The organism is Jilunia laotingensis (assembly GCF_014385165.1).
GTDB classification, from domain to species: Bacteria; Bacteroidota; Bacteroidia; order Bacteroidales; family Bacteroidaceae; genus Bacteroides; species Bacteroides laotingensis.
Genome location: NZ_JACRTF010000001.1, coordinates 472,871 through 491,812 on the forward strand (window position 1 = coordinate 472,871; position 18,942 = coordinate 491,812).

The 18,942-nt window shown below is 42.0% G+C and carries 9 protein-coding genes and 1 tRNA gene; 6 read left to right on the forward strand and 4 right to left on the reverse strand.

Annotation, left to right across the window (positions count from 1 at the left end):
* The first annotated feature begins 51 nt into the window (after positions 1-51).
* Genes H8744_RS01970 through H8744_RS01980 form a run of 3 tightly spaced genes read left to right on the forward strand, consistent with a single transcriptional unit; the run spans position 52 to position 5,380 of the window.
* The gene (locus H8744_RS01970; RefSeq protein ID WP_262433239.1) at positions 52-2,538 is read left to right on the forward strand and encodes an SEL1-like repeat protein; all 2,487 of its coding nucleotides are present in this window, start codon (positions 52-54) and stop codon (positions 2,536-2,538) included.
* Positions 2,535-4,304 (forward strand): HSP90 family protein, encoded by a 1,770-nt coding sequence (locus H8744_RS01975; RefSeq protein ID WP_262433240.1) that lies wholly within the window; start codon positions 2,535-2,537, stop codon positions 4,302-4,304. Before H8744_RS01970 ends, H8744_RS01975 begins: the two co-directional genes overlap by 4 nt.
* An 8-nt stretch (positions 4,305-4,312) precedes the next feature.
* Positions 4,313-5,380 (forward strand): tetratricopeptide repeat protein, encoded by a 1,068-nt coding sequence (locus tag H8744_RS01980; RefSeq protein WP_262433241.1) that lies wholly within the window; start codon positions 4,313-4,315, stop codon positions 5,378-5,380.
* Positions 5,381-5,463: 83 nt separating this feature from the next.
* Here H8744_RS01980 and H8744_RS01985 read toward each other — a convergent pair whose 3' ends face one another.
* The 3 genes from H8744_RS01985 to H8744_RS01995 all read right to left on the reverse strand — a co-directional run bounded on the left by H8744_RS01985 (position 5,464) and on the right by H8744_RS01995 (position 14,132).
* A complete protein-coding gene (locus H8744_RS01985; RefSeq protein ID WP_262433242.1) occupies positions 5,464-11,160 on the reverse strand; it encodes an alpha-2-macroglobulin family protein in 5,697 nt (1,898 codons plus the stop codon).
* 506 nt (positions 11,161-11,666) lie between these two features.
* The gene (locus H8744_RS01990) at positions 11,667-13,124 is read right to left on the reverse strand and encodes an aminoacyl-histidine dipeptidase (protein ID WP_262433243.1); all 1,458 of its coding nucleotides are present in this window, start codon (positions 13,122-13,124) and stop codon (positions 11,667-11,669) included.
* Between the two features lie 21 nt (positions 13,125-13,145).
* Positions 13,146-14,132: a lysylphosphatidylglycerol synthase transmembrane domain-containing protein gene (locus H8744_RS01995; RefSeq protein ID WP_262433244.1), complete on the reverse strand. Its 987-nt coding sequence runs from the start codon at positions 14,130-14,132 to the stop codon at positions 13,146-13,148.
* Positions 14,133-14,202: 70 nt separating this feature from the next.
* Here H8744_RS01995 and rsmA point away from each other — a divergent pair, with 70 nt between their 5' ends.
* The 3 genes from rsmA (at position 14,203) to H8744_RS02010 (ending at position 18,344) form a co-directional block, all read left to right on the forward strand.
* Positions 14,203-15,018 carry a 16S rRNA (adenine(1518)-N(6)/adenine(1519)-N(6))-dimethyltransferase RsmA gene (rsmA, locus tag H8744_RS02000; RefSeq protein ID WP_262433245.1) on the forward strand — a complete coding sequence of 272 codons (816 nt, stop codon included), beginning with the start codon at positions 14,203-14,205 and terminating at the stop codon, positions 15,016-15,018.
* A gap of 8 nt (positions 15,019-15,026) precedes the next feature.
* Positions 15,027-16,373 (forward strand): magnesium transporter, encoded by a 1,347-nt coding sequence (gene mgtE / locus H8744_RS02005; RefSeq protein ID WP_262433246.1) that lies wholly within the window; start codon positions 15,027-15,029, stop codon positions 16,371-16,373.
* Between the two features lie 117 nt (positions 16,374-16,490).
* Positions 16,491-18,344 carry a DUF349 domain-containing protein gene (locus H8744_RS02010; RefSeq protein WP_262433247.1) on the forward strand — a complete coding sequence of 618 codons (1,854 nt, stop codon included), beginning with the start codon at positions 16,491-16,493 and terminating at the stop codon, positions 18,342-18,344.
* A gap of 270 nt (positions 18,345-18,614) precedes the next feature.
* Here the strand turns inward: H8744_RS02010 and H8744_RS02015 are convergent.
* Positions 18,615-18,685, reverse strand: a tRNA-Gln gene (locus H8744_RS02015).
* Positions 18,686-18,942: the final 257 nt, after the last annotated feature.

Below are 18,942 nucleotides of genomic sequence, written 5' to 3' on the forward strand. Positions count from 1 at the left end.
GTACTCCTACAGAATTAGTACATTGCAGCAGTAAAATCACAATAAACTATTATGGAAACAGTAAAAGACCTATATGAAAAACTTCTAAAGCTAGTAAAAGCGTCCGGAAAACCGGCAGAAGAATGGTTTAAGCAATACAATCATGACATACTAATGATTCCGGAAAAATGGTGGGAATCACTTGCTGTCTGCGAATATGCCTTAGACAACCTCGCGGATAAACGAAAGACAGCAGAATTCTTCCGACTCATATTCAGTGCCTACGATTGCAATGTAGAAGTAGACCTTAACGAAGAAGATTATGCTTTTTGGTGGGAAAAAGTACAAGAAACCTGTGACCGGGTAGCGGAATTTGACGGAGTAGGATGGTCACAGAAAGGTTCGCAATATGCAGAAGCACGGTATGGAGTACGAAACATCAACCTGCTGCTACCTTATTATGAAAAGGCAGCAGAAATGGGTGATACGGAGGCACAAGCCACTGTAGCCTACTGGCACTATATCGGTTATCTGTGCAAAGAAGATCATGAAGAAGCCGAACGGCTTTTCGAACAGATAACCTCTCCCGAAGGTCTCTTATGGAAGAAGTTCTACCGTGCCTGCATGGAAAGCATTTCCGGCAACCCCGACAAAGCCATGACTTTAAGACAAGAGTTATTGCAAGAATTGCCGGAGGGAGCCAAAATGAGAGCTAATATATATGCAGCTATCGGAGATGACCTGAATTATGACAATACGAAGATCACCGAACAAGCAACCTGGTATGAAAAGGCATTGCAGGTGGTCCCCAATTTCTATGTGCAGAAACATTTGGCAATACTTTATTTCCGCTATCCCGAATTGGGCAAGAAGCCGGAAGACGCCTTGAGACTTTGGGAAGGGGCCTGGCATGCAGGAGTATGGTCAGCGGCCAACTTTCTGGGCTATAATTATCAAGACGATCCATGGACGAATTATCCGAAAGCTATCGAGTGGCTGGAAAAAGGAATGTTGTACTGCGAATCTTACAGTGCTTATGAATTGGCATTAATCTATCTTTATAATGAGAACTACCAAAACATAGAAAGAGGATTGTATTGTCTGCAACGCTGTGTGGAAGATGGCTATGCACAAGGCATTGTTAGTCTCGCGATGGTCTATTTCAATGGCGAGCTGGTGGAAAAGAACGTCGAGCGTTCTCATGAGTTACTGCTCAAAGCTTCAGAACTCGGTTCGGGAGAAGCAGCCTACCGTATCGGATGGATGTACGAAAACTCCATCTTCACCGAAGCCCCCGATTACCAAAAAGCATTTGAATATTTCGAAAAGGCAGCAGAAAGAGAAGATACCAGCGGCCTTTGCCGTGCCGCCCTTTACTTGGCGAATGGCTATGCCGGTGTAACCGATCCGGTCAAATCAAAAGAATATTATGAAAAGGCCGCTGAACAAAATGCTCCTTATGCACTGGTGGAATTGGGATTTCTCCAGGAAAATGAACAAAGTTACCAACAGGCTTTCGAGTTATTCAAGAAGGCAGCAGTACAGGAATATCCGTATGGCATGTTTCGCGTAGGTTATTACTTAAGTGAAGGCATTCTGGGTGATGCCCAACCGGAAGAGGGAGCGAAATGGTATACGAAAGCAGCGGAAGCCGGTGATTCGGATGCCATGTTTTTCCTCGGAAAGTGTTATAAAGTCGGTTATGGCATAGAAGAAAATCCCGATAAAGCTTTGGAATGGTTCCAGAAAGGAGCGGAAGAAAATGAGCCGCGTTGTATCACAGAATTAGGATTGGCATATGAAAACGGTATCGGAGTTGAAGAGAATCCGCACAAAGCCGTGGAATTTATGAAAAGAGCCGCTGATATGAATTACAGCTACGCCCAATTCAAAATGGGAGACTATTATTTCTACGGATATGGACCTTGCATGGAAGATAACAAACAAGCGGTAGAATGGTATGAAAAAGCCGAAGCTAATAACAATCCTCTTGCCATGCTCCGTTTGGGGGACTATTATCTCTACGATTATGACAAACTGAATGAAAGTGAAAAAGCCATCGATTATTACCAGAAAGCTGCCAAACAGGAATATTACAACGAAGGCATAGGCATATGCTATGAAATGGGTATCGGTGTCGAAGAGAATGAAACTGAAGCATTCAGATATTATACATTGGCTGCCGATGGCGGGAATACAATGGGAATGTACCGTACCGCTCTCTGCTACTATAATGGTGTGGGGGTAAAACAAAATCTGCAAGAAGCTTTCCGTTGGTTTAACGATGCCGCTGGACGGGAAAACATTCATTCTTACTATTACATGGGCAAAATGTTGATGTATGGTGAAGGTTGTACTCCCGATCCGGAAATCGCTGTACAATGGTTAAAAAAAGCAGCCGACCTCAATAGCGATAAAGCACAATTCGAATTGGGAAATGCCTATCTGACCGGTACCGGTGTGGATGAAAACGACGACATGGCCATGGAATGGTTTGAAAAGGCCGCTGAAAACGGCAATGAAAAAGCATTGAAAATCACAGGAAGAAGAAAACGATGAGAGAAGGAGAAAACAATAATCTGTTTCAGGTCAATCTAAAAGGGATGATTGCCCTGCTGTCAGAACATATATATAGTAACCCTAACACTTTTGTCCGCGAACTTTTGCAGAACTGTACAGATGCGATTACCGCCCTGCGCAACATCGATGAAGAATATGCAGGACGTATCGATGTATTCCTCCGGGAAGACGGTTCGATGGTCTTTCAGGACAATGGCATCGGGCTGAAAGAAGAGGAAGTGTACCGCTTCCTGACCATTATCGGTGAAAGTTCCAAACGTGAAACACCGGACGCCAACGATTTTATCGGACGTTTCGGGATCGGGCTCTTGTCATGTTTCGTAGTCACCAATGAAATTACGGTGGAAAGCCGTTCGGCAATGGGCAAACAGCCTGTTCGATGGTGCGGTAAAGTGGACGGAACCTACCAGACAACACTTCCTGAAGAAGAGTGGCCCATCGGTTCACGCGTGATATTGGTTCCGAAAAAGGAGTGGACTCACCTTTTCGAATATGAAACATTCAAGAAGATCCTTCGTAACTATGGTCAAATACTCCCCTATTCCATTTATTTGCACCATCAGGATGAAGAAGAGCTGGTGAATACTCCTTCTCCGGTCTGGCTCGATTCGAAAGCAACGCGGAACGAGTTGCTTGAACATGGTAAGAAAGTATTTCAGTCATCTGCTCTCGATGCTTTCCGCATTCACACGGAAAATGGTAAAGTAAACGGTGTGTTTTATATTCTTCCGTTCCGAACCCAGTTTTCAACAGGAAATTCACACAAAGTCTATCTTAAACGAATGTTGCTCAGCGAAAATGATTGCAACCTTCTCCCCTCTTGGGCTTTCTTCATTCGTTGTCTGGTCAATGCCGACGGATTGGTCTCTACTGCTTCCAGAGAATCTTTTGTAAACAACGATCTGTTGAAAGATACCCGTAAAGAAATCGGAGTTGCCATTAAAGAATACCTGAAAAGGCTGGTGGAAAACGACCGTGAAACATTCAATAGAATCCTGGATGTCCACTTTTTCCATATCAAAGCCATAGCATCCGAAGACAATGAACTGCTTCGGCTCTTCATCGATTATCTTCCGTTCGAGACAAGCAAAGGCACACGCAGTTTCGGCAATATCCGTTCTACGGAAAGCACAATCCGGTATACCCGCAATTTGGAAGACTTCCGCCAGGTACGCCGCATAGCCGGTGCGCAAGGATGGATGATTGTCAATGCTGCCTACACCTTCGACGAGTCGTTATTAAAGAAAGCATCTCTCCTTTTTCCCGAATTGACACTGGAAGCCGTTTCCCCTGCCCGTATTCTCGAACAATTCACTGAAGTGGTTGCTACGGAAGAACATAAAACGTTTGAAAAACAAGCCAGCGAACTATTGAAAAGTTTCGGTTGCATCTGCCGTCTGAAGCATTTTACTCCGGTAGATACTCCCGTCATCTTCGTTGCCGAAGAGAAAGAGACCCAAACGAAAGCCGCCAATAATCCGTTACTCGGTGTACTCGGGAGTATCACTACACAAAAGCAGATTCCGCCTACACTGACATTCAATGCCGACAACGAAATGATACAAATGCTATTAAGAATAAAGTCCGATAATAAACTATTCAAGCACATTGTACACATCCTCTATGTCCAGGCACTGATGCAAGGGCGTTATCCGGTAAACAATGAAGAGATGAACCTTTTCAATCGTTCGCTTTGCGAACTGATGTCTGCCAAAATGAATGATTTTATTAACTTCCTCAATTAAGCAACCTTATGAAGTATACACTTGAAATACAAAAAAGACTGATCAAAGTGGAGAACGGCAACCTTTCTCCACGAGAAAAAGCTTCTTTACTTAGAGAAGCTATCCGCATAGCCGATGAAAACGATGACGTGGAGTGGGCTGTCGAAATGCGCCTCGATCTGATCTATGAGTTGAACCAGTTTTCTCAAGATGAAGAAGAAATTGCGGTATTTTCTCAAATATTGAACGATTATGAGAACCACAAAGACCTCATCAATGAAGACGATATTCTGTGGAAGTATAAATGGATATGGGGCTCGGCTTTTGACTTACCTGAAGTTCCTACATCCCAACTCGATGCTATTGCGGAGGATTTTAAGACCCGAATCCTACGTAACGGCTATTCCGCCCGTTGCTACTATCACATGCTGTCAGTACAAAACACACGGATGCGCCAATATGAGAAAGCTAAAGAGTATGCCGACAAAATGCTGGAAGAACGACAGGATGACATGGATTGTGACGCTTGTGAATTAAACTTCCTGTTGGATTATTATTTGGAGACCGGTCAATTTGAAGAAGCTTACCACCGGGCTCAACCACTTATTAACAGGCAAGTCACTTGTTATGAAGCCAATTTACGAGCTTATCTCAAACTGGCATACTATGCACAGAAAGAAGGAAAGACAGATATAGCGGTCGATATGTGTTCACGTGCCGAGGAGGCTTTGGTCGGTCGTGAAAAGCATGAATACCTGATACTTTATCTGGGAAATTTCATTACCTATTATTTCATGACCAATCCGCAACGTGGTTGGGAATACTTAGAGCGTTGTATTCCTTGGAACGAGGTAACGAGTAAATATAAGAAATACCGGTTCGGTTGTGACATGACCGAAGCATTGAAATATGAATCACGGCCTGAAGTGAAATTGGAATTACCAATAGATTTCCCATTATATAATGAAAAGGGCATTTATAAAGTGGCTCAACTAAGAGATTATTTCTACCATCAAGCTGAAGAACTGGCATTGAAATTCGATGCGCGCAACGGTAACAATGGTTACATGGAAAGATTAAAACTATCCCTCGGGTAAACAGGCAAAAAGTAAAGAGTGAGTTGCACCATGATGAGGCAACTCACTCTTTACTTTCCGTTCTTCCTTCTTAACTCTCCCTGCTAATTTCCTCCCACTCTTACTTTCATCGACATCGAATGTGATACATATTCAGGAGCGTATGCACTTTGGATAGTAGCCAATCCTGCTTCGTAAGTTCCGGCACGACTGACACGATAACTGTATTCCAATACATAAACACCTTTGCCTAAACCATCGAAGAAGAAGTTAGTAGAGGCATCTTTCACATCGACGTAGTATCCGAAACCATTATTCCAGCGATAACCGGACAACTGTTCGATCGGTTCGAAACAGGCTCCACGTTGATCTTTCAGTTGAATGAAATCCATGGCACGGTCCAAACGGATCGTTAGACGGGAAACAACCTTATCACCGATGGCAAGCTCTGTATCGGCTGTTATCGGCTGTAATTGACGGACATTGTTTACCAGCCTTTCGACATATAGTTTTTTCTCTATGTCTAATTCACCGCCTTGCTGTTTCACTTGGTCGATGTTCTCCTGATACTGTGCATACACGGCACCCCATGCGATACCTGCATCACGTTTCTCCACTGTCACCTTACGGGCATCTACAACTTGCTTTTCAGTGAAAGTCTTTTTGATATATCCCAAGCCGGGAACGGAAGTCTTAGCTGGTGATAAGGTTTCCAATACTTCATTCGCTATAGTAATCCGCACGTCTCCTTGATTGGTAAGCAAACTTGTACCTCTTTGCAACAAGGCATATACAGCGTCTGCTGTAGTAACGGGAGAGTCCCAAGCCTGTGTCTGCTTTTGTTTCAACAACCAAAGTTTCATCTCTTCCACAGTCGCTTTATCACCGGCAACGAGGTCCAAAGCCTCCATTACATCGACATGGGCAGGAATCTGCAAGCCTCCCCAGGAATAGGGATTCTCATTGAAAGCGAAGAACATTCCCTGCTCATCGGATTTCGTCAGATATTGCTTCAATGAAGCGACAAATTCCTGTGCTTCTTTTTTATGACCAGCCTTATCAAGAACTATTGCAGCAAGTGCCTTGTCGGCCATCGACCGGATGGTCAACATTCCTGTAACTTTTGAAAGGAAGTAGTTATAAGCTGTTTGGGCATTTGCCGGAACCTTCTCTCCGGTAATGGCTACGAGATAAAGATAATTCAATGCCTCGCGGGAAAGACCGTTCACCTTATTTCCATTCTTCTCTGCTTTAAGAATATTCTTATATTCTTCAACGGCTTCTTTACTGAGGAAACCGAATGCCGCACGTTGCATTGACAAAGCTTCTCCCTCTAAAGGTTTTCCGGTCAGCAAAGCCAGGCGGGCATTCAATACTGCCACATAATCGGTAATATAACGACTACCGTTCATTCCTTTGAACCATGCCCATGAGCCATCGGATTGTTGAAGTTCTTTCAATCGGGTTAATGCCGTTATGTTATTGTTACGGATGTTATTCAAATCGAACAAAGTAGCAATGCGCTCCTTCTGTTCGGCCTCTGTCTTAGCTTCCATTACCCAAGGAGATTCGGACAATAGTATGTTTTTCACTTCTTGATTCTTTTGCAAGTTACTCAAGAAAGTTTCTTTTGTACCACCTTGTAGTCTCCAGCTATCGAATACGGCTTTGATACGAGGCTGGGCATTCATAATGAATGAAGCCAATGTGTTAGCATAGAATGCAGCAGCCCATGAAATAGCATTGTTATTCTCCGGCATATCCAATGAAGGCAATGCTTGTACGGCATACCAAGCCGGATTGCCTGTAAACTCAATCGTCAAGCTACGGTCCGTAGCCGATTTGCTATGGTGATTGAACAAACTATCGAGCGTGAAGGTACGTGTCTCTTCTCCACGGATCGGCATAGGGACGGTCTCAACCAAATTTACCTTATTGCTGAGTACGGGTAAAAGATGTTGTTCGCCATCGCTGAATGTACCGCCATCGGCAATCATACGGCACCCGAGTACATCGTACTTATCCGTTACATCGAACATGAAGTTAACTCCGGTAGTTCCACCTGCTTCTACAGTAAACTTCTGTTTTTGTGTACTAATCACTTTCTCAGTCACAGGGTCGAAAAGAACAAAACGGGCTGTGCCGGAGATGCTTTTCCCCGTTAAATTAGCAATCGAAGCAGCAACGGATGTTTTATCTCCTACACGGACAAAACGTGGCAAGTTGGGAGACAGCATGAACTCTTTACTGGTCACTGTCTGCCCATCGATCATACCAGTCAGCATATTTTGAGTATGTGCATAACCACGGAAATTCCAACGAGTCAGACTCTGAGGAACAGTAAACGAGAAAGCAACTTCACCCTGTTCGTTCGTACGAAGTTGAGGATAGAAAAAAGCCGTTTCTGCGAAATTGGTACGGAGGTCCTCGGTGGACTCAGGAAGTGCCGAACCACCGGCATCACTTACCAGTTCTTCTTCGAAGACTGCATCCGCCTTAGGAACAGCCATGGCCATCCCAGTAAGCATACGGGTACTTGCACCATGACTTCTTAACTCACCATTCGTCTTCCTCAATGAAGCACCATATAAAGCTGAGCCATCGAAAACTGCATCATTTGCAACCATACTCAGTGACTCTGCCCTCGCAACAGGATCGACAAAATGATCATATAGCATTGGATCTACTTTAAAAGCTTTGTAAGGGAACCAATAACTAAAATAGTTTATGTCCCAATAACTATTTCGCCAACTGACGGTAGGCACTGATAGATTATAGTACAATTTCAGTTCTTGGGTCTGCTTCCATATCTTATCCAAAGAAGCATCATACATCGTTGCCAACATTTCAGCTGCTGCCGGTACTCCTTGCGGAGTTTTAATCGTCAGTTTCCACTCTTCTTCCTGTCCCGGACGCAATTTATCACGGAATACATCCCATTTCATCGTCAACGTCTTATCAGGCAAACGTTTTACCATCATCACTGTCTGTTGATAGACCGAACCTTCCTTGACGAAACAAAAGGTAACTGACAATCCGTTACCATATGATTCTTTATAAGGGTATTCAAAACGTTGAATGGCATCAGACAGACGGAGTGTCTTACTTTCCAACATTTTACCGCCACTGAACACGTTCATCATCACAAATGCATCTTCTTTGGAAGTACCGAAATAAAACACAGCCGGATGGCCAGCATCAAATGACAAGTTTTCTTCATAATACCAAATATTCGTATCCACCGGTGGACGCTTATCGCTCTTTGAAAAGAGTATGAGTTCTTTTTTCTCGATGACATCCCGTCCCTGATCATCTTTTGCAGACATTACCAACAGATATTTACCGAAAGGTATTGATGACCAACCAGTGAGAGCCGTCTCTTTGTTTGTAGTAAAGACTCCCGTATGTACCGGATTTCCTTTGATCGCCTCTTCTTCTTTTTCACCTTCCGACATGGGATAGAGTTTATAGTTTCCTTCTACCCTAACAGGTTGTCCGTCGAGATTAGAAGCTTTGAAATCCACTTTGATGGAATCATCTTTGCAAACCGGACTCTCTATTTCAACATCCAGTAACATCGATCGATTTCCCACACTTAATGAATAACTGGAAGTTTGCGTCTCACCGCCTACACTGGTTACTGTAGCGTCCACCTGAAAAACATAATACCCGGTAGTCATATCTTTATCTCCGGTCAAAATCACCGGAATTGCAAACTGTCCATCGTCATTCAGTGGCACACTGCCCGAGGCAAGCGGTTCCATTCCTAATTGGGCACCTCTCCAGCCATAACGAAGATAGCGGGTAACGGTATAATTAACCGGCAAATCCTGTAATGCGACTCCACTGAACGTTTTTACCGAACCTTTTAGCTCTACTTTATCACCGAAGCTGTAGGAGGTATTTAATTTATCAAAGATTATATCGAAAGTAGGACGCTTATATTCCTCTACCCGTATGGTGGTCCTTCCTCTTTCGGTAGAAAGAGTAAATGTACCATTCAGACAGGCGGAAGGCAATGTAAACTCTGTAGTGAAAGAACCAAACTCGTTCGTACGAAGTTCCTTTTTACCTACTTCCTGATTGTTGGCATCGGTCAAAGTCAGCGTATAATTACGATTGGCAATTACATGTGCCGTATCCAGTCCTTGCTCATATGCTATACCTTTCACATATACATTCTGCCCCGGACGATACAAAGTACGGTCAGTCAACAGTTTCACAAAGTCAGCAGGCTTTGTATCATCATAATAAATGTAATTACCGCCATATATGAACTGTTGCGGCATTGCCGTATCGTTCCCTTTGGATGCTGCAAGACTACGATAATCACGTTGATAAGTAAACGTCACTTTTCCCTCGGCATTCGTAATATATTCAGACAGATTCTTCTTATCTCGATCATACAAAGTTATTGTGGCACCTTCAATGGGTTGGCCACTCCTGTTGTCAAGAGCTACCACCTCATAACGATCACCCGGAATACGAAGCGTCAATACCTTGAAACGAGTGACATATAGGTCCCTTTCATCATCATCCTTGACTTTAGCATCTGGAATAACACGCATCCTATATGTTCCTTCCGTCGGTGCTTTGAAAGTAAAGACTGTATCTTGTTCCTGATAATTGCCAGGACGAAGCAGCGAATAGTGCTGCTGCGAAATCAGCTTTTTAGATTGATAGAGGCGAACGGTAAACCCATCCAAATTCTTATGATTCACATTCAATTTAAGATCTTCACCGGGATAGATCACTTGATCGGTACGAATATTGAGAGAGGGATTTAAAATCATCAACTTCAGATTCTTCAATTGATTGATCCGTTTATAGCCCGGATATTGCTTAATAGCCTCATCACAAAGCAGTAAAGCAGACGCCTGCTGTCGTTTCTCAACAGCATACTGTGCTTTTGCAAGATAAACTTCCGCACATATATCATAAGACTCAAATTCAGCCTTCAGCTTATCCAATCCTGCCAGATAGGGGTCTTGGGTTAATCCGATCATACCCTTCGGAGCTTTATAAACGACAAAATTACGATCGGTATTATGCTTCCAACTGAGATAATCCAGCATAGTAAGCACATATCCATCCGTCATTCCGGTTTTCTTATAAGCATCCAACATCCCCTGATAAATATTCTCTATGCCGGCTTTTACCAAAGAATCTTTGTCAATACCCTCTACAAGCTGCAACGCATCGATACCACGGCTCCCCAGCAGATGATACATATCATGGTGGTAGTATTCACTGGCATTTCCCAATTCAACAAACGGAACATAATGTTTGGAAGAAGTCTCCAACAAAAGTTGTTTGTCCTTGAGAGCATTTGTAGTATATCGAATAACCCGCTGTACGAACATGTTTCCCGTCCACTCTCGTATATCGGCAGAAGGTTCCTCTCCTATGATGTCCGGTCGCTGGCGTATCTGCCAACGGTTATCTGACGCATAATTAGCATAAATACCCGCAATTAATGAGTTCAAAATCGCCCGGTCTATCGGTTTTGCAGTCCCTTCTTCCCATCGTTCCAATCCTTTCAGATTCACATAAAAACTATCGGGAGTCAGCATGTCGCGGTATTTCATACGCCACGTATAGGCTTTCAACATCTGCGGAGTATTTTTCTCCGTTTCGGCTTTCTTATAAATCTCGTCTGTCAATTGAATTACAGTCTGTGGCAGACTCTTCTTTTCAGCCTGCTCCACCTGCTTCCATAATTTGTCAAATGTCTGCGCTTTTGCCCAAGGCACCATGCCTAAAGCAAGCAATACAATAATAAAAATCCGCTTCATTTTCATACACGTAAAGTTTAAGTCACTTAATATTAAGAACAAAGAAACAGAATAAAGTTTAAAGTATTGCACTTTTTTTAATAAAAAAGTATTGAACGGATAAATCTGATACCGATTGTCAGTACTGAAAGATTTCACCACTTACCTAGACGCTGCAATTGCCACAAACCTAATTCCTTGCTCCCGATGACAGTAGCACGAGATGACAGTGGCATTTGCGGTGGAGTGCTTCGTTGCACCGGCCGGTTGCAAAGTTATGGATTCATTGCGGAAACAAACAACTAAGGTTTTACAAATACATGACAATCGCGTTTATGTCATGAATTTGCACAAAGCATACGGCTACATCTTCTATCCTCGAGGAAAACTCGGGAGACAGGTTATCTTTTTATCAAATCTGAAAAAGAAAAGACATCGTATATAACCGAATTCACTATTGAGGTATATTGCAAAATAGTAAATCGATTATATACGATGCCTGAAAAGTAGATTATTCGACGACCCTATAAAGGTTACTTCATCGGAGTCTGCTCCAATGTAGCTACCAGGAAGTCATAGAATTTTTGTACAGTCGGAATATACGCACGTTCATCCGGTGAATGAGGTGAACGCAGTGTAGGACCGAAAGAAATCATGTCCAATCCCGGAATAATAGCACCTATAATGCCACATTCCAAACCGGCATGGATCACTTTCACGGCAGGCTCAACGCCAAATTGCTTCTTATAAGATTCTTTCATGGCATGAAGAATCGGAGAATCGACATTCGGTTGCCAACCGGAATAACCTCCTGTCATTTCAACCTTCATGCCTGCCATATTGAAACAGCATTCAAGGCTCGTTGTCAGATACTCTTTCATACTATCACTGGAACTGCGTGCCAGGATCTTTATGTCAGCCTTACCACCACCAATCGTAATGATAGCAAGGTTTGAAGAAGTCTCTACTGTATCGGGAACAGTAGGAATCATTCGCATTACTCCATTCTGACAAGCGAATATAGCATCTATAAGATTGTCCTGAATTTCCTCGGGAACTTCACCCTTAGGAAGTTCGACTCTTTCGGCTTTGAAGCTGATAGGAGTTTCAATCGTAGCATATTCTTCATTAAATAAATCTTCGCAGTATTTTACCAACCCCATCAATTCTTCTTCATTCTCAGCAGGAATCGTTATGATAGCATTTGCTTCACGAGGAATTGCATTACGCATGTTTCCACCTACCCAACTTGCTAAACGAGCTTCATAACTGGCAATCGCTTCACGTATAAAACGCACCATCAGTTTGTTGGCATTCGCACGTCCTTGATTGATTTCCAATCCTGAATGTCCACCACGAAGTCCTTTCAATGTCACTTTTATTGCAATATCAGAAGGATCGGGTTCTACCTCTTTATATTCAAGAGATGCAGTAACATCCATCCCACCGGCACAACCAATATACAACTCACCCTCATCTTCAGAATCAAGGTTAAGCAAGATCTCTCCATTTACCGTTCCGGGTTTCAAACCGAAAGCACCGTACATCCCTGTTTCTTCATCTTTGGTAATCAAAGCTTCCAATGGTCCGTGTTTCAGGTCTTTTGCTTCCAAAACAGCCATAATAGCCGCTACTCCCAAGCCGTTGTCCGCACCTAGGGTGGTACCTTTGGCTTTCACCCAATCACTATCAATATATGTTTCTATAGGATCTTTTTCAAAATCATGTACCGTATCATTGTTTTTCTGTGGCACCATATCCATGTGAGCCTGCAATATCACACCTTTACGGTTTTCCATACCGGGAGTAGCAGGCTTACGGATAATCACATTACCGGCTTCGTCTACAAACGACTCCAAGCCAAGATTCTTTCCGAAGTTAAGCAAGAATTCGGTTACTTTTTCCATATGTCCCGACGGACGGGGAATCTGAGTTAATGAATAAAAATGTTTCCACACATTTTGTGGAGCTAAAGAGAGGATTGTGCTCATAACGAATCAATTTTTAGGTTCTTATTTTCGTTGTCTATGAGTCAGTGGCAAAGCCACCAAACCATAAATTCCCAACAAAACTACTAAAAAGGTTTGAATTCCATGCACAATCAAGGCAAATATTCCTGCATCAGTCGCATTTATTCCATAAAGCATCATCATGGAGATTATGGCAAAATGCCACGGACCCGCTCCATTAGGGGTCGGGACGATAACAGCAAACGTACCGCCAACGAACATGACTAAAGCTGCCATTATACCCAGATGATCTGTAAATCCAAAACAAAAAAAGGTCAGATAGAAGTGAAAAAAGTAGCATACCCAAATAAGCATTGTATATAAGATGAAGAGCGGAATGTTTTTCACATTGCGTAAAGATGTGATCCCTTCATACATATTAATTGCAATTCCCTTTATTTTTTCAAAAAAAGATAATGTACGCACCAAATAATACAGGAGTACCAGTACCCCAATGATACACAGCAGCACTATGTAGAACCAAATGGAAATTAACAAATGAATTATGGAAGGGATCTTCGTGCCCGTTTGCTCGAAAAAGGTGTAAAATACAGGCATTTGCAAAAAGAATGTGATACCAGTAATAAGAATCATACAGAGGGTATCGATCAATCTTTCCGTAACAACCGTCCCCAAAGACTTTGAAAAAGAAACATGGTCATATCTGGCAAGTACGCCACAACGGGATACCTCTCCCACACGTGGCAATACCAAATTGGTGGCATAAGAAACAAAGATGGCATTCACACAATCGCTTGCTTTGGGATGCGCTCCTAAGGGTTCCAAGGTTTGTTTCCAACGCCAACCCCGAAAAATGTGGCTGAAAACACCGAATAGAAGTGAAAACAACATCCACCACCAGTCAATGCCATGTAACAGAACATCGCGTGCTTTCGAAAAATCGAAGTCCCGGTAGACCCAAAATAGAATAAAGCCTCCTAAAACCAATGGTAAAATGAGTTTCAGAGTCTTTTTTATTAGTTTCTTCATTCTTAATTCTTCATTCTTCAAGTAAAAGAATTACCTTTGTCGGGTGCAAAAGTAACCATTTAGTTGATAAATGAAATTAGTAAAGCCTAAAAAGTTTCTTGGCCAACATTTCCTGAAAGACCTTAAAGTGGCGCAGGACATTGCTGACACAGTCGACACTTTCCCCGATCTTCCGATTTTAGAAGTAGGACCGGGAATGGGGGTACTTACCCAATTTTTGGTGAATAAAAATCGTCCGGTCAAAGTCGTAGAAGTAGATTATGAATCGGTGGCATATCTGCGTGAAGCCTATCCTTCACTGGAGGACAATATCATAGAAGATGATTTCCTCAAAATGAATCTGCACCGCTTATTCAACGGAGAGCAATTCGTCCTGACAGGAAACTACCCATATAATATATCCAGCCAGATATTTTTCAAGATGCTTGAAAACAGAGATTTGATTCCTTGTTGTACCGGTATGATTCAGAAAGAAGTAGCCGAACGTATTGCGGCCGGTCCGGGGAGTAAGACTTATGGCATTCTGAGTGTCCTGATACAAGCATGGTACCGGGTGGAATACCTTTTCACTGTCAGCGAACATGTCTTCAATCCTCCTCCCAAAGTGAAAAGTGCCGTCATACGAATGACACGGAACGAAACAACTGTATTAGGATGTGATGAAAAACTATTTAAGCAAGTTGTAAAAGCCACATTCAACCAACGCCGGAAAACATTACGCAATTCAATCAAACCCATATTAGGAAAAGAGTGTCCGTTGACAGCGGATGAATTGTTCAACAAACGTCCCGAACAACTCTCAGTACAACAATTTATAGATTTGACTAATAGAGTCGAAGAAGCACTTGGAAATAACAGTTGCAAATTGCAAACAGTGCCTTTGTAAATGAAATTATGGAGATAAACGAAGAGTATATAGACAATGTCAAGTCATTTATCGAGCAAAAAGATGCCGATAAGGTAAAAGACCTTCTTATCGACCTTCATCCGGCCGACATAGCTGAGCTTTGCAACGAACTCAACCCCGAAGAAGCCCGATTCGTTTACCGTCTGCTTGATAATGAAACGGCAGCAGATGTACTGGTCGAGATGGACGAAGATGTCCGTAAAGAATTCCTAGAAATCCTACCTTCTGAAACGATTGCCAAACGCTTCGTTGATTATATGGATACGGACGATGCCGTAGATTTGATGCGTGAACTCGATGAAGAGAAACAGGAAGAAGTTCTTTCACACATCGAAGACATCGAACAGGCAGGTGACATCGTCGACCTTCTGAAGTATGATGAAGATACGGCAGGCGGACTGATGGGGACGGAAATGGTAATTGTCAACGAAAATTGGAGTATGCCGGAGTGTCTGAAAGAGATGCGACAGCAAGCCGAAGAATTGGACGACATCTATTATGTTTATGTAATAGACGATGACCAACGTTTACAAGGTATCTTCCCTTTAAAAAAAATGATTACCTCCCCGTCCGTATCCAAAGTGAAACATGTAATGCAAAAAGATCCCATATCCGTACATGTCGATACCCCAATTGATGAGGTTGCACAAATTATCGAGAAATACGACCTTGTTGCAATTCCCGTATTAGACAGCATCGGACGACTGGTCGGTCAAATTACAGTAGACGATGTTATGGATGAAGTCCGTGAACAATCGGAACGTGATTACCAGTTGGCATCCGGTCTTTCACAAGATGTCGAAACAGATGACAATGTACTCCGACAGACCACTGCCCGGCTACCCTGGTTACTTATCGGTATGTTGGGAGGCATCGGCAATTCAATGATATTAGGTAACTTTGACGCCACATTCGCAGCCCATCCCGAAATGGCACTTTATATTCCGTTAATAGGTGGAACGGGAGGAAACGTCGGCACCCAGTCTTCGGCAATCATCGTTCAAGGACTGGCGAACAGCTCGCTTGATACTAAAAACACATTCAAGCAAATCACAAAAGAGGCGGTAGTCGCGTTAATTAACGCGACCATCATCTCCTTATTAGTATATACATATAACTTCATTCGATTCGGTGCAAAGGCAACAGTAACCTATTCTGTATCCATCAGTTTATTTGCTGTAGTCATGTTCGCTTCTATTTTCGGAACATTGGTCCCGATGACACTTGAAAAGCTAAAAATAGATCCTGCCATAGCAACAGGACCTTTTATAGCCATTACAAATGACATTATCGGCATGATGCTTTATATGGGAATTACCGTACTATTGTCTTAAATGAAATTTAAATGAAAAAAAACAAGGAAAAAAGTATGAAGTAATCGTTTTATTTCATTAATTTGTGATTTAATGTAATAAAGGGGTTTAAATCCTATTTCCTAAAACGAATATACAATGATGGACTCTCATGACACTAACCAACCTTTGAATCAAGGGGAGTTAGAAGAAGAAAAGAAAACAGTTGAGGTTTCCGAAGCAGTAACAGAAACTCCGGCTGAAGAAACGAATGTTGATCAACAGCCTGAATCAGCACCACGTCCTATGACGAAAGAGGAAGTGCTGTTAAGGATCAAAGATCTTGCTCAAGACGCAGAAAATGCGAACAAACAAGAACTGGACAGTTTAAAACAGGCCTTTTATAAAATACATAATGCCGAACAGGAAGCGGCCAAGAAGGAATTTCTTGACAATGGCGGCTCTGCTGAAAACTTTGTACCACAAAATGATGCAATAGAAGAAGAGTTCAAAAGTGTCATGGCAGTTATCAAGGAGAAAAGAAGCGCCCAGGCAGCCGAATTGGAGAGACAAAAGGAAGAAAACCTTCAAATTAAACTCTCCATCATCGAAGAATTGAAAGAATTGGTCGAATCTCCGGATGATGCCAATAAATCATACACGGAATTCAAAAAACTGCAACAGCAGTGGAATGAAACAAAACTTGTTCCACAAGCCAAAGTCAACGAACTTTGGAAGAATTATCAGTTGTATGTAGAAAAATTCTACGACATCCTCAAGCTTAATAACGAGTTTCGTGAATATGACTTTAAAAAAAACCTAGAAATAAAGATTCGCCTTTGCGAAGCTGCCGAGAAACTGGCAGATGAGGAAGATGTAGTATCCGCATTCCACCAACTTCAAAAGTTGCATCAAGAATTCCGCGATACAGGACCTGTCTCAAAAGAACTTCGTGATGAAATATGGAATCGTTTCAAAGCCGCTTCCACGATAGTCAATCGTCGTCATCAACAACATTTCGAGGCATTAAAAGAAGCAGAACAGCACAATCTAGATCAGAAAACTGTTATTTGTGAAATTGTAGAAACCATCGAATATGACGAATTGAAAACATTTACTGCATGGGAAAATAAAACCCAGGAAGTAATTGCCTTGCAAAACAAATGGAAAACTATCGGTTTTGCTCCGCAAAAAATGAACGTGAAGATATTCGAACGCTTCCGCCATGCTTGTGATGATTTCTTCAAGAAAAAAGGAGAATTCTTCAAAACCATGAAGGAGGGGATGAATGAAAATCTTGAAAAGAAGAAAGCATTGTGCGAAAAAGCAGAAGCTTTAAAAGACAGTACAGATTGGAAAACAACAGCCGATGCTCTTACCAAATTACAAAAGGAGTGGAAAACAATAGGCCCCGTATCAAAGAAATATTCTGATATGGTATGGAAACGTTTTATCTCTGCATGTGATTATTTCTTTGAACAAAAAAACAAAGCAACTTCTTCCCAGCGTTCCATAGAAATGGAAAACATGGAGAAAAAGAAAAATATTATCAACCAACTGGGTGCTATCAACGAATCCATGGATACAGACGAGGCGGGGACATTGGTTCGCGAACTGATGAAAGAATGGAATTCAATAGGGCATGTGCCATTCAAAGAAAAAGATAAACTTTACAAGCAATATCACTCTTTGGTTGACCAATTGTTCGAGCGTTTCAACATCAGTGCTTCCAACAAAAAATTAAGTAATTTCAAATCAAATATCAGTAGCATCCAAAGCAATGGATCTCAAAGCTTGTATAGAGAACGCGAAAAGTTGGTTCGCATATATGAGAACATGAAGAATGAGCTTCAGACCTACGAAAACAATCTTGGTTTCTTAACCTCTGCGTCCAAGAAAGGAAACAGCCTGCTTACGGAGCTTAACCGGAAAGTCGACAAGCTGAAAGCTGACTTGGAACTTGTCTTACAAAAGATCAAAGTCATCGACGAATCAATTAAAGAACAAGAATAAATTTAGGACATAAAAAGCCTCTGTGAACACAGGGGCTTTTTTAATAAAGAAACAATTATCCTTAAATCATTAAAAAACAAGGGGGCGAATTCCCTCTATCCACCCTCAAAACAAATCGGATTATATCGACCTTCCCAAAAGAGTTATTCAAGGCCGGTGCAACATACGTATTTGCCATTATGCGCAATCCATATGAGAGTATGAATTAATACAAGAAAGCCCGCTAAAACAATAATTTCAGCAGGCTTTACTATAATAACTTTACTATTGTTGGGCTACCAAGATTCGAACTTGGAATGACAGGACCAGAATCTGTAGTGTTACCATTACACCATAGCCCAAAGTTCCGTTTCAACGAGCTATTCATTTATTTCTCGTTTGCGGGTGCAAAGATACAAAGAATTTGGGAATTACAAATATTTCTGAGATTATTTTAGCAAAAAAACGTCACATTTCCCTTGGATCGTGGAGAAGCATCCCTAAAAAACACAAAAAATAAAGAGTTTTACGAGATAACTTTCTTTGATACAAGAATTCAGCGTATATTTGTAAAAAATATCACGTAAACATGACAGGAAACAAAGAAGAATACTTTCTT